This window comes from Pseudomonas sp. RGM 3321 (assembly GCF_022836805.1).
In the GTDB taxonomy this organism is placed as follows: domain Bacteria; phylum Pseudomonadota; class Gammaproteobacteria; order Pseudomonadales; family Pseudomonadaceae; genus Aquipseudomonas.
The window spans coordinates 32,344-55,210 of sequence record NZ_JALHBH010000097.1 but is presented as its reverse complement, the minus strand read 5'-3'; the positions used below and the strand labels follow the sequence as shown (position 1 = coordinate 55,210).

The window sequence follows — 22,867 nt, the reverse complement described above, 5'->3', positions numbered from 1 at the left end:
GCTAACTTCATTTCCGGACAGGAGATTGCAATGAAAACCCGCATACTGGGCAACTGCCTGGAAGTATCCGCTCTGGGCCTGGGCTGCATGAGCATGACCTCGGCCTATGGCCCGGCCGCCGACCGGCAGGCCATGATCAGCCTGATCCGCAGCGCGCACGAACGCGGGGTCAACTTCTTCGATACCGCGGAAGCCTACGGCCCGTTCAGCAACGAAGAGCTACTGGGCGAAGCCTTGCAGCCGATTCGTGATCACGTGGTCGTAGCCACCAAATTCGGCTTCGATATCGACCTGATCAGCGGTGCCAGAGCCGCGGGCACAAACAGTCGCCCGGAGCATATTCGCGCCGTTGCCGAAGCGGCGTTGAAGCGCCTGCGCACTGACCGCATTGATCTTTTCTACCAGCACCGCGTCGACCCCTCTGTCCCCATCGAAGATGTTGCAGGCACCGTCAAAGACCTGATTGCCGAGGGCAAGGTCAAGCATTTTGGCCTGTCCGAGGCGAGTATCGATACCGTTCGCCGCGCCCATGCGGTGCAGCCGGTGACAGCCGTGCAGAGCGAATACTCGCTGTTCTGGCGTGGTCCTGAGCAGGACCTTCTGCCTGGGCTTGAAGCGCTCGGGATCGGTTTCGTGCCGTTCAGCCCACTGGGTGCGGGGTTCCTGACCGGAAAGATCGACGAGCACACGCAGTTCGATGCCTCGGACTTTCGCAGCGTCGTACCGCGCTTTTCCCAGGAAGCACGCCAGGCCAACATGGCGCTGGTCGACGTCGTCAAGGCGGTTGCCCAGCGCAAGAACGCTACGCCTGCGCAAGTGGCGCTGGCCTGGCTGCTGGCCCAAAAGCCCTGGATCGTCCCGATACCCGGCACCACGAAACAACATCGCCTTGATGAAAACCTCGGGGCAGTCGAGCTGGAACTGACTGCGGAGGACTTGCACATGATTCACGAGCAGACAGACCGCATCGCTCTACTCGGTGATCGCCTGCCCGAAGCGGCGCTGAAGATGACCGGTCTGTGACCGCACATTGATGAAGGCTGCTGCCAATGCGCAGCAGCGTCCCTTCCCTGTCAGGAATTATTCCGATGAAAACCCTGATTGCCCTGCCTGCTGTCTTCTCGTTGGTCACCGGAGTGGCGCATGCCGAGCAGTCTGCGGACATCCGCATTACCCGTGCAGGCACGCAGCCTTCCATTCAAGGCAGCGCCGAAAACTTTACCGGCGCAGTGCGTGTTGACAGCCTGTTCAAGGCAGACAGTCCAGCCCGCATTGGAGGCGGCACGGTGACCTTCGAACCTGGCGCACGTACCGCCTGGCACACCCATCCGCTCGGGCAAACGCTCATCGTGGTTGCCGGTGTCGGCTATGTGCAAAAAGAAAGTGGGCCTCGTCAGGAAATACGTCCCGGGGACGTGGTCTGGATCCCGCCATCGGTACGCCACTGGCACGGAGCGACGGCCACCAACGGCATGACGCATATCGCGCTGGCAGAAGCTTTGGAAGGTAAAGCTGTTACATGGGCCGAAAAGCTCTCCGACACAGAATACGAGGGCATGCGCCAATGACAACGTCGCTTTTCGGCTCAGTACTTCATCGCAGAGCCCGGCCACTGGCTGCTTTACTGGCAGCGTGCCTCGGATTGGGAAATGTAACAGCCGCTGTCGCTCAGGAGCATGCGCCAGCGCCCGCCATGACAAAAACGACGCCACCGGCTGGCACGCTGTCTGGCAAGCAGCAAGCCATTCCATTGATCGCCGCGTTCATGGCGACCAGCGACATGCCAAAGCTTGAATCAGCGTTGAATCAGGGGCTCGACGCTGGCCTATCCATCAGTGAGGCCAAGGAGATTCTGGTTCAGCTCTACGCCTATGCCGGGTTTCCACGCAGCCTCAATGCGCTGAACGAACTGATGAAAACGGTCGAGGCGCGCAAACAGCGCGGCATTCAGGACGCACCCGGAAACGAACCCGGCCGGGCGATCCCCACAGGCGAGGCGTTGCGTGAGGCAGGAGTAGCCAATCAGACACGCATCTCCGGCGGCACCGTCAAAGGGCCTTTATTCGACTTCGCCCCTGTCATCAATCAGTTCCTGCAAACCCATCTGTTCGGCGACATCTTCGAGCGCGACAACCTCGACTGGCAAAGCCGCGAGCTGGCCACCGTCGGCGCCCTGGCAGCAACGCCGGGTGCCGAGCCGCAGTTGCGTTCCCATATGCTGGCGAGCATGAGGGTGGGTTTAAGCGCTGCACAGTTGCGCGAAGTGACCAACATACTTGCCGAACAGGCAGATGAAACCATCGCCAGACGCGCACGCGAGGCGCTGACACAAGCACTCGAAACGTCAAAGGAATGATCATGAACGTGGCAAGAAACCTTCTGGCGCTTGCTATGGCGGGCATGCTGGCAGCCTGTGCGGTGAGTTCCAGCGAACCGGGCAATAACAGCGCGCCACTGGCGATCCAGAAACAAGGCAGCTTTACCGCCGGTGGCGAGATGATCACTGCACCGGGCACTTTCAACCCGCGCAAACCCATGCAGCCCGATGGCCAGACTTACCACGGGGACCATGCCTATGTGTTTTATCAAGTGCCGGTCAACGCACGAAAACTGCCAATCGTCATGTGGCATGGCGCAGGTCAGTTCTCCAGGACCTGGGAAACTACCGCTGATGGCCGTGAGGGTTTTCAGAATATATTTCTGCGGCGCCGGTTCGGCGTCTACCTGATCGATCAGCCGCGCCGCGGCGACGCCGGTCGCAGCATGGTCGAGGCAACACTCAAACCCACACCGGACGAGCAACTCTGGTTCAACCAGTTCCGCATCGGCCTGTGGCCCGAGTACTTCAATGGCGTGCAGGTTGCTCGTGATCCCGGCACACGCGAGCAGTTTTTCAGGGCCATGACGCCAAACACCGGGCCATTCGATATGAACGTCATCTCTGACGGGGTATCGGCAATATTCGACAAGATCGGCCCCGGTATTCTGTTCACTCACTCCCAGGCGGGCGGCCCGGGCTGGCTGACGGTCATCAAGAACGAAAAGGTGAAAGCCGTGGTGGCATTCGAACCCGGCAGTAGCTTCGTCTTTCCAGAGGGTGAAGTTCCGGCACCGATCCCCAGTGCATTCGATACGGTGCAGGGTGTCGGCGTGCCCATGGCCCGATTCACGGCGCTTACGCGGGTTCCGATCCTGATCCTCTACGGCGATAATATTCCCGACCAGCCCATTGACCTGCCGGCCCAGGACAGCTGGCGCGCCCGACTCGCGATGGCCCGCTCATGGCGCGACACCGTCAACCGGCATGGAGGCGACGTCACGCTGATTCACCTTCCTGAAATCGGCATCAGGGGCAATACGCACTTCCCGATGTCCGACCTGAACAACGTCCAGATTGCAGACCTGGTAGCGAAGTTTCTCGCCGAGAAGAATCTGGACTGACAGGTCATCGGCAACGCACGGTGGTTTTTCTGCCAAGTCAATGACTTGTGGCGTTGCCAGAGCTCGGCGCCAAAACGAAAAAACCCGCCAGAAGGCGGGTTTTTGGTGTTTCAAAGATTTTTAAAGTCTTCTCTGAAACCTTGTCTGGCTCCACGACCTGGACTCGAACCAGGGACCCAGTGATTAACAGTCACTTGCTCTACCAACTGAGCTATCGCGGAATGAGCGCTATGTTACTGATTAGGAAAAGGAAGTCAAGCGAGGGGCTGAAAAATTTTCTGCGTTGCGGCTTGCGCGATATCGGTTGTCCTGATGCCCCCACGGGAGAGTACCTCTAGTGCCCTACGCGACACGGGACGTAGCTGATCGTACTGAAGTTGGCAGTTCTGTCACATCAAGAAACATCTATCCCGGTCGACATCTGAGTCAGGTAATTCCTTTCCTACGGACCAGGTATAACAACAAAATGGCCTCGCTCAAGACAGTACAAGCTCGCTACACCGCAACCTTCGTAGGATTCATGGCGCTGGTCATTGTTCTGACGGGGTATGGCATCGGTCAGTTCGTGTCCCCCAGGCTTACAGCCAACGATGAAAACATGCTGACCGCCAAGGCGGCAGACATCAGCAATGAGATAAAGACTGAACTGGCACGCGTGCAGGCACAGGCGCGGGTGATCACTGAACTGGTGCCGCAACTGTCCAGTGACGATATCGACCGCCTGCTGCCGTTCATGGTTAACCAGTACGGCGAAGCCAAGGTGTTTGGCGGCGGGATATGGCCTTTGCCGAACGTGCGCACGCCCGGTCGTGCCAAGCACAGCACCTTTTACCATCGCGATGCGTCGGGTAAGTTGATCGTCAACACCCACTGGAACTCGCCTGAGTCGCTTAACTATTTCGAACAGGGCTGGCATAAAGGCGGCTTGAACTCCCCTGCTGGCCAATGCGCCTGGGCGCCAGCCTATCAGGACGCCGCCAGCCCGGAGCCGCGTACCAACTGCGCCATGGCGATCACCAAGGACGGCCAGCCGTGGGGCGTGTCGACCATCGACGTGACGCTGGGCTTCTTCAACAAGCTGGTTGAAGCCAAAGAGCAGGAAGTCCACGGCCGGATCATGATCATTGAGGCCGATGGCAAGATTCTGTCCAACGTGCCGGGCAGCAGCGACAAGATCGTGCTGCGCAATGTCTCCGAACTGGCGGCGCAATCGCCGTTCATCAATGGCATCAAGTCGGCACTCGCCGTCAAAGGTACTGGCACCTCGCGTCTGACCTACCAGAACAGCGATGGCGAGGAGTCAACCCTGTTTCTGATGCCAGTTGCTGGAACGCCCTGGTTGCTGGCCGTTTCGCAAAACACCGATCTGCTGAAAAGCCAGAGCGAAACCGTCCTCAAGACCCTGGCCTGGCTGCAGATCCCGATGGTTCTAGTGCTGCTGGTGCTGATGATCGTTGCGTTGCGCACGCTGATGAACCGTCTGGGCGTACTCAAAACCAACATCGACACGTTGTCGGCCGGTGATGCCGATCTCACCCGGCGCATTGCCGTCAAAGGGCACGATGAAGTGGATCAGGTGGGTGAGTCGGTCAACAACTTCATTGCCTACCTGCAACGCATGATGCTCGACGTCAGCAGTTCCACCCGCGAAATCGCCAGCGGCATCGAGCAGCTTCGCAGTCAGGCGGGCGCTACCAATGCCATTCTGATCCGCCACGCCAACGAAACCGATCAGGCCGTTACCGCGATTACCGAGATGTCCTCCACCGCGGATGAAGTGGCCCGCAGCGCGGCGCAGACCGCAAGCTTCACGCAGTCCGCCAACGAGAACGCGCAGGTATCGAAAACCGTGGTTGAAGACGCTTCTGACAGCGTAAATGCACTGATCAGCGAGGTCGATTCGGCCACCAGCAAAGTGCAGTCGATGGAGCAGGACGCCAAGCGCATCAACGCGGTGCTGGCGGTGATTGGCGAAATCGCCGGGCAGACCAACCTGCTCGCGCTTAACGCGGCCATTGAAGCCGCGCGCGCCGGCGAACAGGGCCGTGGCTTTGCGGTCGTGGCCGATGAAGTGCGCGCCCTCGCCGCTCGCACCCAGGCCAGTACGTCGGAGATCAACGAAATGCTTGGCAGCCTGCAACAAGGCGTCAGCGCCGCAGTAGCTGCGATGGAGAAAACCCGCCATAGCTGCCAGACCACGGCGGGCAAAACCACCGCCGTAACAAGCGGCCTGGACGACATGACTCGCTCGGTTCTGCAGATCAACGACCTGAGCACGCAAATCGCCACAGCGGCCGAAGAACAAAGCGCGGTGTCCGAGGAAATCAGCCGAAACATCATTGCCGTTCGCCACATCGTCGAAGAGCTGGTCGAAGGCGGCTCCAGCAACGAACGCAGCACCGCTGCCCTTTCCGAGTCCAACACTCGCCTGATTGCGCTGGTACGGCGCTTCAAGGTCAGTTAAAACCTCTGCGAGCCTGTCGCAGCATGCGTCAGGCCCGCTTTCTACTTGATCCGGTAGTGGAAGGTGTTCTTCACCCCGGACACGCTCACCGCCCTGCCCTCGACAACCCGTGGCTGATAACGAAAGGTCTGCGCTGCGGCCAGTGACGGACGGATGAACAATGGATGGCACGCACCCTGCACTTGCGGGTTGACCACCGTGCCTTGCGGCGAAACGTCGTAGACAACCGTGCAATCGCCCTCGATGCCTTTGTCCAGAGCCCGTTCGGGATAGTCCGGAGCCTCCTTGCTGAGCGGCTGATACTGGCTGCTGTCAGCGGCGGTCTGCTGTTGTGCTGATTGCTGCGCCTGGCGGGCGCGCTCGGCAGACTGACGCGCCTGTTCGGCCTGACGTTGTTGCTCAACCTGCTGACGTTGCTGTTCGGCCAGCCGCTGCTGTTCCTGGCGCTTTTGCTGCTCGGCCTCGTGCAGGCGCTGAACGCTCTGCTGCTGTTCACGCTCGCGCTTTTGCTCGTCAACGCGCTTGCGTGCCAACGCCGCCTGTTCGACCTGGCGCTGCGGCTCTGCCTGTGGTTTCGCAGCCTCCACTGGCGGGGTGATCGGCAGCGAGGCCGGTGCAGGTGCAGGTGCAGGTGGCGGCACCTGAACAGGCTCGACAACCGGCGCAGCGGCGACTGCAACCGGCTCAGGCGCTGGCGGCAAAATCACTAATTGCGTGGTCAGGGTTCTGGTCTGTGCGGGCGGTGCTTCGTGCGGGCTCCAGCCGAACATAAGACCGCCCAGCAGCGCGCCATGCAATGTCAGCGCGACGGCAGCGGCCAGGCCATTGCTGCGCAGCCAGGGCCCATTCACCCATTCGCGGCGCGGCAGGTGGTAATCCAGGGCCAGGGTGTTCATTGCGGGGCCTCGGTCACCAGCCCCAACTGCGTTACGCCACTGCGTTGCAGCGCCGCCATGGCGGCGACTACCCGGCCATAATCAGCCTTGTCATCGGCACGGATGAACACTTGCGTGTCCTTGCGCTCGGTAACCAGTCGGGCAATGCGCTCCTGCATGTCTTCAAGGCTCGCGGCCTGATCGGTCTGCGCCTGAGTATCGACCGTGTCGCCCAGGTTCCAGTAATAGCCGCCCTGCGCCTTGACGGACAGGGTCACGATGCGCTGCCGGGTATCACTGGCGAGTGCTTCGCTGGCGACTTTGGGTAACTCGATTTTCACGCCTTGGGTCAGCATCGGAGCCGTGACCATGAAAATCACCAGCAGCACCAGCATCACGTCGATATAGGGCACAACATTCATTTCGGCTTTCGGACCATGTTTGCGTTGCGGTTTGACCAGCATGACAAGTCCTCAGGCCGCAGCGGCCATGTTGCGGGTCAGGCCTTGCAGGGTGCGGTTCAGGCGCACCTGCAGTTCATTGCCGAAGCTGTAGTAACGGGCCGTGAGCGTCTGGCCACGCGCGGCAAAGCGGTTGTAGGCGATAACGGCAGGAATGGCGGCGAACAGGCCGATGGCCGTGGCAATCAAGGCTTCGGCAATACCCGGCGCGACCGTCGACAGTGTGGCCTGCTGCACTTGAGACAGGCCGATGAAGGAATTCATGATCCCCCAGACCGTGCCGAACAGGCCGATATAGGGGCTGACCGAGCCGACCGTGGCGAGAAACTGCAGGCCTTTTTCCAGTTGCAGCTCCTGCTCGCTGATGGCGACCTGCAATGCGCGTTCGACGCCTGTCAGCACCACGTCAGGCTCGATGCCGGGACGTGGCTTGAGTTGCACGTACTCGGCATAACCGGCGTTGAAGACGCGCTCGATACCGTCAGCGCCCTCCTGAGCCGAACGGCTCTGGGCGTACAGCGGTGCCAGCTCGGCTTCAGCGCGAAAGCGCTGCTGAAACGCATCCAGTGTCCGCTCGTAATGGCCCAGCGCAAGACTGCGCTGAATGATCAGGTACCAGCTGACCAGCGAAGCGAGCAACAAAATCAGCATCACGGCCTTGACCAGCAGGCTGGCATCGCTGATCAGGCCCCAGATGGTCATGTGTTCGAGGGTGGCGTGCATCGTGGTAGTCCTCTGTAATGGAACGAATGATTAGCACCGCTTGATGACAAACGACTTACGGCAGCTTCAAGGTTTTCATCACCTCGGCCCACGGCACGAACTTGAAGTTCTGCGCCTGCTCGGGCATGCGTTTGCGCCCGTCCTGAACCACCAGCATGCCTTTGCTCCAGGGGCCGCCGAGGTTCATGGAGGTCACTTCGATGCCGTCGGTTTCCGAGGTGCCGTCAATCCCGGCGTTCGCATTGAGAGCTACCCGAAAAGCGCCGCGCAGTGTGTAAGGCGGCTCGGCATCGACCACCACGTAACTGTCGTTGCCCTGGCTGGAGATCACCAGATAGTCGTGCTTGTAACTCTGATACAGCGCCAGCCCCTCGACATCGGCATGCACCGCCTCGCCCACCTTGATCACACTGGAAAGCGCAGCGGGCTGATCCGCCCGCGCATCGACTTCCCAGACGCCAACGTCCTCTTCACCGAGAAACAGGCGTTGACGCTGATCATCGGCCACGCAGCCTTCCGGCTGGGTGTCGACCTTGAAGCTGCGTACCAGCTCGCCTTTCGCCTTGCCGTCGGACGCGCTGAGCCGATACTGGAGAAAGCTGCCGTCTTTACCGTTGGCGAAGGCGTACAGCTCGCCACTGGCAGGTTTGAACAGGCAGACGCCATAGATTTCCGCCAATGGCGTGGGGATCTCTCCCGCTTCACGAATGATGCCGCTGGCCCGGTCGATGCTGAACAGGCTCAGGCTGTTGTGATCCCGGTTACTGGCCACCGCCAGATCAACGCTTTTCTTGCCGAGCATGAAGCCTGGGCGTATATCGACGTTGTTCAGGCGGCCTACCGGCAACTCCTGCAACTGCTTGCCACTCAGGTCATAAGTCAGCAGGCCCTGTTTTTTGTTGGTGCCCAGCACGCGGCTGAGCGCCGGATTTTTCAGGTGGACCCAAATGGCCGGGTCGTCGGCGGCATCACCCTGACGCCCGACCGGCTGGCTCTGACTCGCCGCCATGACAGTCGGCAACGGCTTGGCGACAGTCACCGGTTTGGGCGACCAGTTCAGTTCACCCTGGTACAGGCGCTCGCCGTCATTGTCGTTAACCAACACCTGCAAGCTGTTCTTGCCCTCACGCACAGAAAGTCCTTCCGGCTTTTTCAGGCTCATCAGCGACAGATCGGCCACCGGCGTCCAGCTCTCCAGCGATTCCTGCTGCTGATAGAGATGCAATGCCTTGCCTTTCGGATCCAGCGCCAGCAAACCGCCCGGAACAATGGCCATTGCCCCCGCCGCCTGTTTCAACTCGCCAAACGGTTCGCGCAGGGCCACAGGCTGACGCGCGACATCGGCCTCGGGGTGCGCCGGGTAGGCCCACCAACCGATGTTTTGTTCATTGACGAACAACCTGTGCGCAGCGTCATCGACCTGACAAAACTCGGCTTTGGGTGGTAGCGGCAGGTTGCGCACCAGGCGTGGCTCGCCATTGAGCCGGTTGTTCGCACCAATCAGCCATTGTTCGCCCTTGCCCTCTTCGCCCACCAGAAAAACAAACAGGTTGCTGGCGTCATCGCGGTACAGGCACAGCCCGGCCACTGAATAATCGCGTGCGGGCAGATAAACCGGCTTTGACCAGTGTGCTTCGGTCGGATCGAGCTGGGTCAGCATGGCCCGCTGGCGGGCATTATCCAGCGTTGCAATGAGCACACTTGAGCCTGTGTTACGGCTGTCGAGCCCTTGAAACGACCCCGGCATTTTCGCCAGCTCGCGACCCTGCTCATCCAGCAGCAACAGACCGGCCTTGACGCTCGCGGCCAAGCGGCGGGTGCCGTCACTGCCCGGCAGAAAGCTCGCCGATTGAGCCTTGAACGACGCATTTTCAGCCCAGCGTGTCAGGTTCAGGTCCATCGGCGGCGAAGCGTGCGCAGCCCCGGCCGCAAGGCAAAGCAATAGCGCCAGGCACGCTGGCTTGGGCGATAACGAAATAATCATGAACGGTTGAATCCTTTGAATGAGCGCGTCAGGTCGATCAGAAGTGAGTGAAGGTCAGGCCAACTTTGTAGGTCGGGCCGTACTCTTCATACTGGCCGTTGTAGGCGCGATGGCCGCTGTAGACGAAATACGGCTGATCGGTGAGGTTCTGCGCCTCGAAGCTGACCTTGAGGTTCTTGGTCAGTGAATAGCGGGCGCTGAAATCAACGAAGGTCTGCGCATCCACGTACTGGTCGTGGTCCTTGTCCCCGATCGCAGCCAGCTCGTAGAGATAGGCCGACTTGTAGTTGGCGGACAAGCGCAGACTCAGCTTGTCGTTCTCCCAGCCGAGCATGACGTTGCCGACGGTTTTCGACTGACTGGGCAGGTCGATGTCGCGCTTGCGATTGGTGCCGGTGCTCTGGTCGAAACCGTTGATGCTGGCGTCGGAACGGCTCAGCGTGGCGTTGGCGCCCAGCAGCAGACCGTTCCATGGCGATGGCAGCCAGTCGAGCTTCTGCGAGTAGGCCAGTTCCAGGCCGTAGAGCTTGGCCTTGTCGCCGTTGGCGTAGGTGTTGGCTTCGGAGAAGTTCGCCCACTGCCCAGCGCCCGCCAGGTCAGTGTTGTAGACGAAATTCTGGATGTCCTTGTAGAACACGAACGCCGACACCGTCCCCGCCCGGCCCATGAAGTGTTCGACGCCCAGGTCAAGGTTGCTCGACTCCAGCGGCTTCAGATTCGGGTTACCGAAAGAGGCTTCGTCATCATCGATCACAAAGCCCGGCGCAAGCTGCCCGAACGTCGGGCGCACCACGGTTTTGGTCCAGGCGGCGCGCAACTGGGTGCTCCTGTCGATCTGATAACGGGCATGCAGGCCCGGCAGCCAGTGGTGATAGCGGCGGTTGGTGGTACTGGACTCGAACGCGCCATCACGCACACCGGTGCCCTTGGCGTCCATTTCAGTGCCTTCGTAGCGCAGGCCGGCGATGAAGCGCCACTTATCGACATCCAGGGTATTCATGAAATAACCGGCATTGATGTCTTCGTTGATCTTGAAGTCATTGGCGCGGCTTTCCGACTCGTCGTAGGCGTCGGCGGCGTTCAGGCCGCCGATCAGGCCCTTGATCGCAGTGGGGCTGATGCCGCTGCCGAAGTTGCCCAGTCGATAGTCGATGGTGCCTTTCTGAAACTGTGTCAGGTTGAGTTGCTGGTCGCTGATACCCTGCTCATCGAAATCTTCGTATTTCCAGACTTCCAGATCGTTGCTTTTGTCGCGTCGGCTGACCTTGCCACCAAACTTGAACTGCGAGGCATAGCCCTTGAAATCGTAATCACGGGCCAGATCGAGGCGCAGGTTTTTCTCGGTGTCCTTGGTGTACTGCTTTTCCCGGTCGACCTTGTCCAGGGTAAAGTTCGAATTGTCGTAGAACGAGGGATCGACGATGGGCCTTGGCTTGTCGCGGTCGTAGAAACCTGTGTCGGCAAAATCATCGTTGCCCACGAATGTGGCCCCGGCGATATGGCTGGGGCTATCTTCACTGGACTCGCTGTAACCGGCCTGACCGCTGAGCGTCCACAGGCCGACCATACGCTCGCCACCAAACACGTAGGACTGGATTTCCTGGGTTTCGGTGCGCGCCTTGAGCTTGCGCGTACCCTCGGCATCGCCGGTCTGCCCTGCACTCTGGGCATTGGCAAATTCGAAACCGTTGGTGGTGCGCACCTCATCATCCTTGAAACGGCTGTACAGGGTGCGCAGGTAGTATTTACTGAGGTCATCGGGTTTGTAATCGAAGTTAAGACCACCACCGGTGCGCTCGCGGCTGATGTCGTAGTCGCGTTGTTCAAACGATTGCAGGCGCGAGCCGTCCCAGTCTCCGCCGGTCTCGACGTTGTCGGAGCCGAAATCACGTTTCTGCCAGCTCAGTGCTGCCGCCACACCGAAGTTGTCGATGCCGTCGCCAAGGCTGAAACGATTGCTCGCCGCGCCGGAAAACTTGGGGCTGGTCTGGTGGGTGTTCTTGTCGTAGCTGGCTTCGCTGCTGCCGGTGTAGAACAGCCCTTTGTGGTCGAAAGCAGAGAGGCTTTCAACATCGACTGTGCCGCCCAGCGAGTTGGCGTCCATATCCGGGGTCAGGGTTTTGATCACTGACAGTGACTGCACCAGTTCGGCAGGCAGCACATCCAGCGCTACGGCGCGTCGGCCACTTTCCGGGGCGGGTACCAGCGTGCCGTTGATGGTCACGCTGTTGAGGTCGGGCGCCAGTCCCCGAACAGTGACAAAGCGCCCCTCGCCCTGATCGCGCTCGACGCTGACGCCCGGCATGCGTTGCACTGCCTCGGCGACGTTCTGGTCCGGTAACTGCGCAACACCGTCGGCATGCACCACGCTCTTGATACTGTCGGAGCTGCGTTGCTCCTTGAGCGCGTTGTCGATACTCGCCGCCTGCCCGACCACTTGCACATGCTCGGTGGTATCGGCTTCGGCCGCCTGCAAACGTTCGCTGGCAATGGCGAATGCCAGCGCGCTGAGTGTGAAGCCGACCAGTTGAGCCCTGCTGCGACGCCTGTGCATGTAAGTCCTCCCCATAATCCCGACAGGCCAGGCAAATGACCCGGCAACTGGAGGCGCAAGCTAGAGTCGCGCAGTGACGGTTCTGTGACAGGTAACGGGCGCAGGGGCTGAAAGCACGGGATTTTAGGGGGACTGGGCAAGTAAATGAGCTGATTTGACTTTCAGGCGGGGCTGGCCGGAATCAAAAGCCGATGTTCGTTCCAACGCTCCGCGTCACACAGCGGTTCTGTGGTTTCAGGTAGATTGGAGTTTGACTCAGGTCACCTTTGCGCCCTTACGGCGCCCTACTTTGAGGGACCGAAGTAGGCAAAGTCCCCGCTCCTGTTTCCGGCCCGACTTCGTCGGGTTCCTTCGCCCTGTCACTGATCCGGGGGTCGCCGCAACGGGCCATCCATGGCCCGGTGCGGCTAGCCTGGCGTCCTGCCAGGCTACCCCCGAATCAGCGCCAGGACTCAGCCGTCACTTACGTCGCAATCTGCGTCGCCAGTGCCACCGTGATCGAGAAGCACGTATGGCGACCTCCAGCAGACGCAGCATGACATTGCGCTGCTCCGGAGACTTGTGACGCAAAGCGTCACGAACCGCATGCGTTTGGCAGGCGAACCAGCCGGGTGGCGGTCAGGCGCGTAGAAAAAACCTGCAACACACGTGAGCTGATTCGACCTTTCGCGGTCCGCGTTACCCGTAACCGAAGTGTCATGTACATCTGTTCTGCTGGCCGATAACCAGCATCTCGGGAGCCGTCTTTTCATGTTCAGGATCATCCAACCCCATCGCTGGAAACTCGCTGCGCTGATGGTCGCCTCCAATCTGGGCCTGCTGGCCTTTCTGGCATTTGGCAACGTCAAACAGGTCAGCGAATGGCAATGGCTCGACATCGTCGGCGAAGGCGGCTCTGCGCTGCTGTCACTGGTCTGGCTGTTTCTGGTGTTCAAGAGCCGGCCAGCCGGTCGGGTCACCAATTACCTGTCAACAGGCCTGAGCTGTGTGTTCTTCTCGTGGTGGATCGACGCGCTGGACGAGTTCATTCGCCTGCCCAGCCAGATCCATTGGGGGCACTGGCTGGAATCCGGACCGATGCCAGTCGGCCTGATCCTGCTGACCCTCGGCATCTACCACTGGCATCGCGAGCAACTGGCGATCAGTGCGCAGATGGAAAAACGCGAGCGTGGCTTTCGTGAGCATCGGCTTTACGACAAGCTCACCCCGCTGGGCAGTGCCGACTATTTGAAACGCCAACTGGTCGTCAGCCTGGAACAGAGCCTCTGCCAGCAGCAACCGTTGTCGCTGCTGGTAGTGGACGTGGATGACTTCAGCGCGATCAATAACGCATTCGGTCATGCCGAGGGCGATGAGGTTTTATCCGCGCTTAGCCATCTGCTGGTACTCAACCTGCGCCGCCATGACCTGCTCTGCCGTCTGGCGGGCGACCGCTTTGTGGTGTTGTTGCCCAATACCGGAGAAAGTCAGGCGAAACTGCTCGCGCTGGAGCTGCAACAGGCGGTTGCCAGCCTGGCGCACAAGACCCGGCAACAGGGTGAACGCATTCAACTGTCGGCCAGCGTGGCGGTGGTCATGGCCCTCAATGAAACGCCGGACAACCTGCTGCGTCGCCTCAACCTGTCGCTGGCCCGCGCCCGACGTCCCCTGACCCGTACTGCCTGAGCGACTGCCGTGACCCTCAAAAGTGACTGGTACGAAGCCGACAGCCGCTTCATCCCCGGACATTACCAGCCGGCTACGCTGATTGATCTGGCCTTGTCGCGCGGGATCGACAGCCATCGCCTGCTCAAAGGTACCGGCCTGTTCTACGAAGACATCGTTGCGGGCAAGACGCGGCTCAGTGCGCAGCAATTCTTCGTTCTGATCGGTAACGCGCAACGCCAGGTGGATGCCGACGACACCAGTTTCCTGTTCGGCCAGCGACTGTTTCCCGGCCATTACGGCGCTGCAAGCCATGCGCTGCGTCATGCGCAAAACCTGCATCAGGCGCTGGAAATTCTCATCCACCAGCACGCGCTGCTCAGCCCGTTGCTGACGCCGCGTCTGGAGCTGGATGAGCATTTTGCCTACCTTTACTGGCTGGACAGCTGCGGCGCGGGCGAACAGCAACGCTTCCTGCTGGAGACCGGTATGACTGCACTGGTCGCGATGAGTCAGTTGCTCAGCGGGGAACGCCTGCCGTGGGAGTGCAGTTTCTGTCACGAGGAGCCGCACTACATCGAACAATACTGGGTTCATCTGGGCGAGAACACGGCATTTGGCCGCCCGCTGGACATGATGCGCCTGCCCCGGCATTACCTCACCCGCGCATGGCCAGGCGCATCGCCCATCGCCGTGCAGGTCGCACAACAGGAGGCCGCCGGACAACTCGCTGCACTGGGTATGCCATTCAGCCTGCTGGACCGGTTGCACCAGCACCTGCGTGACAATGCGCGCCAGGCTACCAGCCTGGAACAGGTTGCACATGCCTTCGCCATGAGCCCGGCTACGCTGAAGCGCAAGTTACACAAACATGGCACCAGTTTTCAGGCCCAGCACGACCTGGCGCGCAAGCATGTCGCGCTGTACCTGTATCAGATCAAGGGGCTGAGCAACGAGGCTGTGGCTGACTACCTGAACTTCAACGACCCGGCCAACTTCCGCCGCTCGTTCAAACGCTGGACCGGCAGTACACCGACCTTGATCCAGCGTCTGTTCAATTTCGACTGAACAGGCTTCAGCGCTGTACACACAACTTGTAACCCAGGCCATGAGCGGTATGCAGCAACGGCGTCTCGTGGGCGCCGTCCAGTACCCGCCTGAGGATATGAATGTTGCTGCGCAGGCTGCTGCTGTTAGGGGCATCACGCCCCCAAAGCACTTCTTCCAGCTCGGATCGTTTCACGATATGGGGACTTTTGCGCATCAACAATTCCAACAGTTTCATGTTGGTCGGGTTGAGCTTCAAAGGCACACCATTGCGGGTTATCTCAAGGGTATCCAGATCGAAGTGCAGGTCAGCGACCACCATTACCCGGTTATCCTTGCGCTGGCGTCGGCCCACCACCGCTTCGACCCGGGCGAGCACTTCGGACATCGCGAACGGCTTGGTGATGTAATCATCGGCACCCACCTTGAAGCCGGTAAGACGATCATCCAGCTCATCCCGCGCACTGAGCATCACAATGGCGACTTCCGACTTCGAATACTGGCGCAGACTGCGGCAGATCTGGTTGCCGTCGATGCCTGGCAACATGATGTCGAGAATGATCGCGTCGAAGCGCTTCGACGCCGCCAGATGCAGCCCGCTCAGGCCGTCCAGCGCCCCTTCTACCGCGTGCCCCCTGAGTTCGAAGAATTCCAGCAGGTTATCGTGGATGTCACGGTGGTCTTCAATAACCAGAATGTTCATTGCAGCGCCTTCTTGTTTTCTACCCGGCCGAGCGGGACCCTGTTGCCATTGAATCGGCAGGTTGAGTAAAAAATTCATCACGCCGACCGGAAACCGCAGCGTTACGAATTGGCTGTTGCAACCTGGATCGTCCATAAAAGCACAGTGCGACCAGCAGCGTGCTCAGCCACACCACGATACCCGCCCAGAACGTGTGCGACATAAAGTGCCAGCCTTGCAGCACCCGCGTAGTGCCGTAGATCATACCGAGCACGAGAATGCCCGCCAGCAGGATGTTGGAATGCTGCCAGCAGTAGCGCCGAGCCACGAAGTACAAGGCCAGCAGACTGAATGCGCTTGACGCATGACCGCCTGGCCAGCAACGCCCGGCACCGGCTTCATGCAGAAAATTGAAGTTTCGGAACCACTCGATGTGCGCCTCGCGGCCACCGTACAAGGTGGTTTCAACGGGGCAGTACACACTGGTGTGGCTTTTCAGGTAATGGATCATGCCGGTGCTTAGCGCAAAGGCCACGATCACGAAAAAGAAGTCCAGCCGATGCCTGCGCGTAAAGCGCAGAAGCGCCTCTGTCCGGGAACCCGACAGGCGCCTCATGAAGCGCGAACCGGGCTTTTTTTCCAGTAAAGGCCAGATAAACGACAGCATCGCACCGATGATCGCCAACTCTCCGGTCCAGTCCGGGATGATTCGCGCCCACTTGTGCGTGATGGTCTCGAACAGGTGCATCTGCCCGATGGGAAATACTCCGGCTGCCGAATCAAAAGACAGGTCACTCAACTGTCGGTCAATACTGGTCAGGTCGAATGTCACGAAGACCAGTAGAGCGAAAAACACGGGCACACCCAGGTTGACGGCGTAAAACCGCAGCCTGGGGCTGGAAGATGTCATCAATTGAGTTGCTCGCTGTCGAGGTTTGCCCATTGCCCGGAAGTCAGCGAGCCGAGAATTTTTGGCCGGTGGGTACCATCCATCTGCACGAAAAATGCCTGGGCGTACTCACTTGAACGCTCGCCGCCGATCACGCCGACCTTGCGTTCGAACTGGTCGATGCAGCCACTGTGAGTTACCAGCACCAGATTCTCGCCACTGACCTTGTGGTCTTCCACGACCTTCATGAAACCGCCGTCGCAGTCGTTGATCCAGTCCTGAGCGGCCACGGAATGGCCTGCCAGAAGTTGTGCAGTCTGTTGAGTGCGGGTCTTGGGGCTGGCGATCATGCGCACATGGTCCATGCCCATTTTCTGCAAACCGGCGCCCACGGCCAGTGCCGCATCCCGCCCGTTGGACGTAATGCCGTCAGCATCGCTCATGCAGGGGTTGGTCGAGCGGTCGCAGCGTTCGGCGTGCCGAACCATCACCACTACATCACCTTGCCGCCAATGCTCGCGAAGACCGGAAACCTTCAGGTTGCTGCCAATGCCCAGATCCACCACATGCACGCTTGAGAACGCCGTATAAAACCAGGCGCAGATCGCCAACAGTACGACAGTCACCGTTATCGAGACGATGTGCTGATGCACTTTGAGGCGCTGCTGAATGCCCGAATCGGCAAGCACATTTTTGTTTATTGTCGTGTCAGCCAAGTGACCACTCCTGCCATGAACCTATGTGTGGTGTTGACTCGGGAGGTGCCCGATGTCTTCACCGCTCCCGTGCAGGCAAGATAGGTTCAGCATCGTGCTGACGCAGTGAAGAGGATGTGAAAAACATGTTGTGGCCCAGCGCCATGTTTTTTACGTAAGCCCTGAAAACGGGGCTTTGCGGCTTTTCTGACTTGAACATGAAGATAATTTAAGCGTTTTGCGGAAAATTCAGCGCGCCGCCCTGCCCTGCATGGGGCGTTCCTGGCGTGACGGCAGGTTGCGTGCAGGGCTCAATGTTATTGCAGAGCCAAAGGTATAACGACTTAAACGCTATCATCACGCTCGGAAACCCTACACCAGCCATCGCGATTCGCTCATAACCGCCTATAACGCCCATGAATACGGGAAATAGTCGTCATACGACTATTGACATCGTCCTACAAGGCTGTAAATAATCGCCTCAATGTTGTATGACGACATACTAATAACCTGATAACAACAATATCCATGAAGGTCCTCATGAAAATCACCTCGGTCAGTGTCGACGTTTTTTCCTTCCCTTCACGCCGCGCTGTAGACAGCGCAGGTCATGCCCATCCAGGCGAAGAAAAACCGGTCAGAATGGCCATGCTGCGTATCGCCTGTGACGAGGGCAGCGAAGGATTTTCCTTTGGCCCGCCCGAACTGATCCGCCCACACATCATCGAGTCATTCGTGAAAAAGGTGCTGATCGGCCAGAACCCGATGAATCGTGAAAAAATCTGGCAGGAACTGGCTCACTGGCAACGCGGCAGCGCCAGCCAGTTCACCGACCGTGCGCTGGCACTGGTAGAGCAGGCGCTGTGGGACCTTGCCGGACGCGCCTTGAAACTGCCCGTGCACAAATTGTTGGGCGGCTATCGCGACAAGGTACTGGCCTATGGCTCGACCATGTGCGGTGACGACTTGCCCGGCGGCCTGTCCACCCCGGACGAATACGGTCAGTTTGCCGAAAAGCTGGTAAAGCGCGGTTACAAAGGCATCAAACTGCACACGTGGATGCCGCCGATCTCGTTCGCGCCCGACCCGCGCATGGATGTGCAAGCCTGCGCTGCGGTGCGGGAAGCGGTCGGCCCGGAAATTGCCCTGATGCTCGACGGGTATCACTGGTACAGCCGCACCGACGCGCTGTACATCGGGCGTGAACTGCAAAAGCTCGACTTCGCCTGGTTCGAAGAGCCGATGATGGAAGACTCTGCCGAATCCTACGCCTGGCTGGCGGCCAACCTGGACATTCCGGTGCTTGGCCCGGAAAGCATTGCCGGCAAGTACCACAGCCGCGCCAGCTGGGTGACCAACAAGGCCTGCGACATCCTCCGCGCTGGCGTGGCTGGCGTCGGCGGCATCGGGCCGTGCCTGAAAGTCGCGCATCTGGCCGAGTCGTTCGGCATGGACTGCGAAGTGCATGGCAACGGCGCTGCCAACCTCGCCGTGGTCGGCGCGATCAGCAACTGCCGCTGGTATGAACGCGGCCTGCTGCACCCGTTTCTTGAATACGACGATGTACCGGCCTACCTCAATACGTTGGTCGACCCAATGGACAGCGACGGTTTCGTGCACCTTTCCGGGCAGCCCGGACTGGGTGAAGACATCAACTTCAGCTATATCGAGACACACACCGAACAACGTTACTGACTGGCAGCATTGCGAAGGGCACGCCGAGCGCCCTTCGCTCGACATCTCGACACAGCGTCTTATAAATATAAAAAAGGACTGCCCCCATGAAGCTCTGGCTCAAGCGCCTGCCCTGGCTGCTATGCCTCGCCCTGACGGCGACACTCGTGCACACTCCGCCCGCCCTGGCGCGCGGTGAAACACCGGTCGATCAACTGGTGGTCGGCATGAGCATGATCAACCTGCTGTCCCTGGACCCGGCAGGTGCCACCGGCCTTGAGGTGTCCGAGGTCAACGCCAATGTCTATGACATGCTGCTGGAACAGGACGCTGCCCGCCCCGACCAGTTGATTCCGGCACTGGCCGAGCACTGGGAAATCAGCCCCGACCGCATGCGCCTGACCTTCCATCTCCGCCCGGGCGTGACGTTTCACTCCGGTAACCCGCTTACTGCACAGGACGTTGCCTGGTCGCTGCAACGTGTGGTCACACTCAACAAGGCGCTGGCCTCGACCTGGAAAGCCTACGGTTACACCGCTGGCAACGTCAGCGAGCTGATGCGCGCCGAAGGACCATCGACCTTCGTGCTTGACCTGCCCAAAGCCACCGACCCCATGCTGGTGCTCAACACGCTGGCAACCTCGCCCAGCGCCTTCGTCATTGATCGGCTGACCGCGTTGCAGCATGCCAGGGGTGATGATCTGGGCGCCGCCTGGCTGACCACCAACACAGCGGGCTCCGGCGCATTCAAGCTGGACATCTGGCGTGCCAACGACGTGATTCTGATGAGCCGCTTCGAGCAATACTGGCGCGGCCCGGCCAAACTGCGTCGGGTGATCATGCGCAACATGACCGAATCCCAAGCGCTGCGTCTGATGGTGGAGCGCGGAGACCTGGACGTGGCGCGCGGCATGGCGGCCACCGACATCAAGGCACTGACCCGCTCGAAAGACGTCAATGTGCAGACCATCCCGCGCGGCACTCTGTACTACGTCGCACTGAGCATGGAGCAGCCACTGTTTCAGGATATTCGGGTGCGCCAGGCGATTCGTGCGCTGATCGACTATCAAGGCATCAACTCCGTGGTCATGCCGCATTACGGAGTTATCAACCAGCGCCCGCTGCAACTGGGGCTGGCGGCCAGACTGGATGATCCGGGCTATGCGCTCAACGTCGCCGAGGCCAGGCGCCTGCTGGCCGAAGCCGGGCACCCGAATGGCTTCAAGATCACCATTCGTTCGCTGACCGATTCGCCCTTCATCAACATCGCCACCAGCCTGCAATCGACCCTCGCCCAGGCAGGCATTCAGGCGTCGATCATTACCGGCACCGGCAACCAGATCTACGGCGCAATGCGCGACCGGCGCTTCGACATTCTGGTCGGGCGTGGCGGTGGCGGTGCCGAGCGCCATCCGCACTCCAGCCTGCGAGCGCTCATCTACAACCCGGACAACCGCGAAGAAGCCAGGTTGAGCAACTTTCAGGGCTGGCGCACCTCGTTCTACAACGCCGAGATCAACCAGTTGATCGAGCAGGCCGAACGCGAGCGTGACGCCAGCCGGCAGCTGGCCGACTACCAGCGCATCCAGACCCTGTATGACCAGAAAGCCGGGCCGATCATGCCGATTTCGCAGATGACCGATGAAGTGGTTATTCACGCCGATGTCCGGCATTACCTGGGTCACAGCGCCGCGACCACGCGCCTGCGTGACGTCTACAAGCAACGCTGAACTCATGCGTTCAATCGCTCAAGCCAAGGCAGGAATAACCATGTCGAGTGCATCGATTTCAATTTGGAGCAGTCGGGTTGCCCACGGCACCCGTCGCAGCGGATCAGTGGCGGCGACCCTGTTCGGCCTGCTGTTGCTCACTTTCTTCATTGGCCGGGTCATGCCGCTGGACCCGGTGCTGGCCATCGTCGGCCCCGACGCAGATGCGGCCGCCTACGCTCAGGCGTATCAGGAACTGGGCCTGGACAAACCGCTGACCACCCAGTTCGTCATGTACCTCAGTGACCTGCTGCACGGTGATCTGGGCAAAGCCCTGCTGACCGGCCACCCGGTGATAGACGACATCGTGCGGGTTTTCCCGGCCACGCTGGAGCTGGCGACGCTGGCAATCCTGTTCGGCGTGTTGCTGGGTTTGCCATTGGGGGTGTATGCAGCCACCCATCAGGGCCGTAGCGGCGACCATATTGCCCGGGTCATCACCCTGTTTGGCTATTCCACGCCGATCTTCTGGCTGGGCATGATGGCTTTTCTGGTGTTCTACGCCTGGCTGGGCTGGGCCGGAGGGGTCGGACGCATTGGCCTGGCTTATGACGGCCTGATCGAAACCCGCACCGGCCTGTTGCTGGTCGATACCGCGCTGTCCGGCGACTGGGAGGCCTTTCGCAGCGCACTGCGCCACATCCTGCTGCCTGCGGTAATCCTCAGTTTCAATTCGGTGGCGTATATCAGCCGCATGACCCGCAGCTTCATGCTCGAACAGCTTTCGCAGGAATACATCATCACCGCCCGGGTCAAGGGCCTGTCGCAGCGACGCATCGTCTGGGGCCATGCGTTCCGCAACATTCGCGTGCAACTGCTGACCATCGTCGCCCTCGCCTACGGCGGCCTGCTGGAGGGCGCGGTGCTCATAGAAACCGTGTTCGCCTGGCCCGGCTTTGGCCAGTACCTGACCAGCAGCCTGCTGCTTGGCGACATGAATGCCGTGATGGCCTGCGTCCTGCTGATCGGGTTGATCTTCGTGATCCTCAATCAGATCAGTGACGCCCTTTATAAAGTCTTCGACCCGAGAACCCGCTGATGACGACTTCCATTGCAAGCAGCGCCACGCCCATGGTTCAGGCGCCAACCTCCAGCCTTGCGGCACTGGCCGCCAGCAGTGCGCGCCTGATGCGTTTTCTGTTGCGCAACCCGATGACGCTGGCAGGGCTGATCGTCATCGGCACGCTGATGATCGTCGCATTGTTCGCGCCGTGGATCGCCACTCACGACCCGCTGGCTCAGGACCTGTCGGCCGCGCTGCGCATGCCCGGTGCACAGAACTGGTTCGGCACCGATGAGTACGGCCGCGACGTGTTCAGCCGACTCGTCTACGGCTCGCGCATTACGCTGTACATCGTGATGCTGGTGACGGTGATCGTCGGCCCGATCGGCCTGCTGATCGGCACTGTGTCCGGCTATTTCGGAGGCTGGGTCGACAGCCTGTTCATGCGCATCACCGACATCTTCATCTCGTTCCCCAGTCTGGTGCTGGCACTGGCCTTCATCGCCGCCCTGGGCCCTGGCCTGGAACACGCAGTCATCGCCATCGCCCTGACTGCGTGGCCACCGATCGCCCGCCTGGCGCGGGCCGAAACCCTGTCGTTGCGCAACGCCGATTTCGTTGTCGCGGTGAAGCTACAAGGTGCCTCGGCAGTGCGGGTGATCGGCCGTCACATCATTCCGATGTGCCTGTCTTCGGTGATTATCCGCCTGACCATGAACATGGCCAGCATCATTCTTACCGCCGCTGCACTGGGCTTTCTCGGCCTCGGCGCACAGGCGCCGCTGCCGGAATGGGGCGCGATGATCTCCAGCGGCCGTCGTTACATGCTGGAAAGCTGGTGGCTGGTGGCGGCACCCGGCGCAACCATCATGCTGGTCAGTCTGGCGTTCAACCTGTTGGGCGACGGATTGCGCGATGTACTTGACCCACGCAGCGAATGACACGCATCGAACAATAATAAA

General features: G+C 60.1%; 19 protein-coding genes and 1 tRNA gene. 11 read left to right on the top strand and 9 right to left on the bottom strand.

Translation table 11 applies throughout. The features are described from left to right. The first annotated feature begins 30 nt into the window (after window positions 1-30). From RGM3321_RS06785 to RGM3321_RS06770, 4 genes are all read left to right on the top strand, one after another. Window positions 31-1,023, top strand: coding sequence for an aldo/keto reductase (locus RGM3321_RS06785; RefSeq protein ID WP_244392239.1), 993 nt, complete (start codon window positions 31-33; stop codon window positions 1,021-1,023). 65 nt (window positions 1,024-1,088) lie between these two features. Continuing rightward, window positions 1,089-1,568 (top strand): cupin domain-containing protein, encoded by a 480-nt coding sequence (locus RGM3321_RS06780; protein ID WP_244392237.1) that lies wholly within the window; start codon window positions 1,089-1,091, stop codon window positions 1,566-1,568. A 125-nt stretch (window positions 1,569-1,693) separates the two neighbouring features. Beyond that, a complete protein-coding gene (locus RGM3321_RS06775; RefSeq protein ID WP_244392235.1) occupies window positions 1,694-2,356 on the top strand; it encodes a carboxymuconolactone decarboxylase family protein in 663 nt (220 codons plus the stop codon). A gap of 2 nt (window positions 2,357-2,358) precedes the next feature. Then, window positions 2,359-3,441, top strand: a complete 1,083-nt coding sequence (locus RGM3321_RS06770) for an alpha/beta fold hydrolase (protein ID WP_244392233.1) — start codon at window positions 2,359-2,361, stop codon at window positions 3,439-3,441. 145 nt (window positions 3,442-3,586) lie between these two features. On the opposite strand, the gene RGM3321_RS06765 is transcribed toward RGM3321_RS06770, so the two are convergent. Beyond that, a tRNA-Asn gene (locus tag RGM3321_RS06765) sits at window positions 3,587-3,662 on the bottom strand. Between the two features lie 245 nt (window positions 3,663-3,907). Between RGM3321_RS06765 and RGM3321_RS06760 the strand changes: the two genes are divergently transcribed. Further along, window positions 3,908-5,905 (top strand): methyl-accepting chemotaxis protein, encoded by a 1,998-nt coding sequence (locus tag RGM3321_RS06760; RefSeq protein ID WP_244392231.1) that lies wholly within the window; start codon window positions 3,908-3,910, stop codon window positions 5,903-5,905. 41 nt (window positions 5,906-5,946) lie between these two features. On the opposite strand, the gene RGM3321_RS06755 is transcribed toward RGM3321_RS06760, so the two are convergent. From RGM3321_RS06755 to RGM3321_RS06735, 5 genes are read right to left on the bottom strand one after another with little or no spacing between them, the layout of a single operon-like run. Beyond that, window positions 5,947-6,801: an energy transducer TonB gene (locus tag RGM3321_RS06755; RefSeq protein WP_244392229.1), complete on the bottom strand. Its 855-nt coding sequence runs from the start codon at window positions 6,799-6,801 to the stop codon at window positions 5,947-5,949. Continuing rightward, window positions 6,798-7,244, bottom strand: coding sequence for a protein TolR (gene tolR, locus RGM3321_RS06750; protein ID WP_244392226.1), 447 nt, complete (start codon window positions 7,242-7,244; stop codon window positions 6,798-6,800). The genes RGM3321_RS06755 and tolR overlap by 4 nt, the downstream gene beginning before the upstream one ends. Window positions 7,245-7,253: 9 nt before the next feature. Continuing rightward, complete coding sequence (gene tolQ / locus RGM3321_RS06745; RefSeq protein ID WP_244392223.1) at window positions 7,254-7,964, bottom strand: protein TolQ; 711 nt, start codon at window positions 7,962-7,964, stop codon at window positions 7,254-7,256. Between the two features lie 55 nt (window positions 7,965-8,019). Continuing rightward, window positions 8,020-9,948, bottom strand: a complete 1,929-nt coding sequence (locus RGM3321_RS06740) for a phytase (protein WP_244392218.1) — start codon at window positions 9,946-9,948, stop codon at window positions 8,020-8,022. A gap of 37 nt (window positions 9,949-9,985) precedes the next feature. Next, window positions 9,986-12,502: a TonB-dependent receptor gene (locus RGM3321_RS06735; protein ID WP_244392213.1), complete on the bottom strand. Its 2,517-nt coding sequence runs from the start codon at window positions 12,500-12,502 to the stop codon at window positions 9,986-9,988. Window positions 12,503-13,252: 750 nt separating this feature from the next. On the opposite strand from RGM3321_RS06735, the gene RGM3321_RS06730 reads away from it, so the two are divergent. Both RGM3321_RS06730 and RGM3321_RS06725 read left to right on the top strand, forming a co-directional pair. Next, on the top strand, window positions 13,253-14,167 hold the full coding sequence (locus RGM3321_RS06730; RefSeq protein WP_244392209.1) for a GGDEF domain-containing protein: 915 nt from the start codon (window positions 13,253-13,255) through the stop codon (window positions 14,165-14,167). Between the two features lie 9 nt (window positions 14,168-14,176). Continuing rightward, complete coding sequence (locus RGM3321_RS06725) at window positions 14,177-15,214, top strand: AraC family transcriptional regulator (RefSeq protein ID WP_244392206.1); 1,038 nt, start codon at window positions 14,177-14,179, stop codon at window positions 15,212-15,214. A 7-nt stretch (window positions 15,215-15,221) separates the two neighbouring features. Here the strand turns inward: RGM3321_RS06725 and RGM3321_RS06720 are convergent, their stop codons facing one another. From RGM3321_RS06720 to RGM3321_RS06710, 3 genes are read right to left on the bottom strand one after another with little or no spacing between them, the layout of a single operon-like run. Further along, window positions 15,222-15,896, bottom strand: a complete 675-nt coding sequence (locus RGM3321_RS06720) for a response regulator transcription factor (RefSeq protein ID WP_244392203.1) — start codon at window positions 15,894-15,896, stop codon at window positions 15,222-15,224. 19 nt (window positions 15,897-15,915) lie between these two features. Then, window positions 15,916-16,785, bottom strand: coding sequence for a phosphatase PAP2 family protein (locus tag RGM3321_RS06715; RefSeq protein WP_244392201.1), 870 nt, complete (start codon window positions 16,783-16,785; stop codon window positions 15,916-15,918). Continuing rightward, window positions 16,785-17,480: a histidine phosphatase family protein gene (locus RGM3321_RS06710; RefSeq protein WP_244392198.1), complete on the bottom strand. Its 696-nt coding sequence runs from the start codon at window positions 17,478-17,480 to the stop codon at window positions 16,785-16,787. The genes RGM3321_RS06715 and RGM3321_RS06710 overlap by 1 nt, the downstream gene beginning before the upstream one ends. Before the next feature lie 519 nt (window positions 17,481-17,999). On the opposite strand from RGM3321_RS06710, the gene RGM3321_RS06705 reads away from it, so the two are divergent. The 4 genes from RGM3321_RS06705 (at window position 18,000) to RGM3321_RS06690 (ending at window position 22,846) form a co-directional block, all read left to right on the top strand. Next, window positions 18,000-19,154, top strand: a complete 1,155-nt coding sequence (locus tag RGM3321_RS06705; protein WP_244392195.1) for a mandelate racemase family protein — start codon at window positions 18,000-18,002, stop codon at window positions 19,152-19,154. Window positions 19,155-19,240: 86 nt separating this feature from the next. Next, window positions 19,241-20,863: an ABC transporter substrate-binding protein gene (locus RGM3321_RS06700; protein ID WP_244392192.1), complete on the top strand. Its 1,623-nt coding sequence runs from the start codon at window positions 19,241-19,243 to the stop codon at window positions 20,861-20,863. Window positions 20,864-20,903: 40 nt separating this feature from the next. After that, entirely contained in the window at window positions 20,904-21,941 is a 1,038-nt protein-coding gene (locus RGM3321_RS06695; RefSeq protein ID WP_244392188.1) for an ABC transporter permease, read from the top strand. Continuing rightward, a complete protein-coding gene (locus RGM3321_RS06690) occupies window positions 21,941-22,846 on the top strand; it encodes an ABC transporter permease (RefSeq protein ID WP_016981374.1) in 906 nt (301 codons plus the stop codon). Before RGM3321_RS06695 ends, RGM3321_RS06690 begins: the two co-directional genes overlap by 1 nt. Window positions 22,847-22,867: the final 21 nt, after the last annotated feature.

Bases quoted from the DNA above. Each gene is read 5' to 3' on its own strand.
- RGM3321_RS06785 (WP_244392239.1), top strand. From the start codon at position 31: ATGAAAACCCGCATACTGGGCAACTGCCTGGAAGTATCCGCTCTGGGC.
- RGM3321_RS06780 (WP_244392237.1), top strand. From the start codon at position 1,089: ATGAAAACCCTGATTGCCCTGCCTGCTGTCTTCTCGTTGGTCACCGGA.
- RGM3321_RS06775 (WP_244392235.1), top strand. From the start codon at position 1,694: ATGACAAAAACGACGCCACCGGCTGGCACGCTGTCTGGCAAGCAGCAA.
- RGM3321_RS06770 (WP_244392233.1), top strand. From the start codon at position 2,359: ATGAACGTGGCAAGAAACCTTCTGGCGCTTGCTATGGCGGGCATGCTG.
- RGM3321_RS06760 (WP_244392231.1), top strand. From the start codon at position 3,908: ATGGCCTCGCTCAAGACAGTACAAGCTCGCTACACCGCAACCTTCGTA.
- RGM3321_RS06755 (WP_244392229.1), bottom strand. From the start codon at position 6,801: ATGAACACCCTGGCCCTGGATTACCACCTGCCGCGCCGCGAATGGGTG.
- tolR (WP_244392226.1), bottom strand. From the start codon at position 7,244: ATGCTGGTCAAACCGCAACGCAAACATGGTCCGAAAGCCGAAATGAAT.
- tolQ (WP_244392223.1), bottom strand. From the start codon at position 7,964: ATGCACGCCACCCTCGAACACATGACCATCTGGGGCCTGATCAGCGAT.
- RGM3321_RS06740 (WP_244392218.1), bottom strand. From the start codon at position 9,948: ATGATTATTTCGTTATCGCCCAAGCCAGCGTGCCTGGCGCTATTGCTT.
- RGM3321_RS06735 (WP_244392213.1), bottom strand. From the start codon at position 12,502: ATGCACAGGCGTCGCAGCAGGGCTCAACTGGTCGGCTTCACACTCAGC.
- RGM3321_RS06730 (WP_244392209.1), top strand. From the start codon at position 13,253: ATGTTCAGGATCATCCAACCCCATCGCTGGAAACTCGCTGCGCTGATG.
- RGM3321_RS06720 (WP_244392203.1), bottom strand. From the start codon at position 15,896: ATGAACATTCTGGTTATTGAAGACCACCGTGACATCCACGATAACCTG.
- RGM3321_RS06715 (WP_244392201.1), bottom strand. From the start codon at position 16,785: ATGACATCTTCCAGCCCCAGGCTGCGGTTTTACGCCGTCAACCTGGGT.
- RGM3321_RS06705 (WP_244392195.1), top strand. From the start codon at position 18,000: ATGAAAATCACCTCGGTCAGTGTCGACGTTTTTTCCTTCCCTTCACGC.
- RGM3321_RS06700 (WP_244392192.1), top strand. From the start codon at position 19,241: ATGAAGCTCTGGCTCAAGCGCCTGCCCTGGCTGCTATGCCTCGCCCTG.
- RGM3321_RS06695 (WP_244392188.1), top strand. From the start codon at position 20,904: ATGTCGAGTGCATCGATTTCAATTTGGAGCAGTCGGGTTGCCCACGGC.
- RGM3321_RS06690 (WP_016981374.1), top strand. From the start codon at position 21,941: ATGACGACTTCCATTGCAAGCAGCGCCACGCCCATGGTTCAGGCGCCA.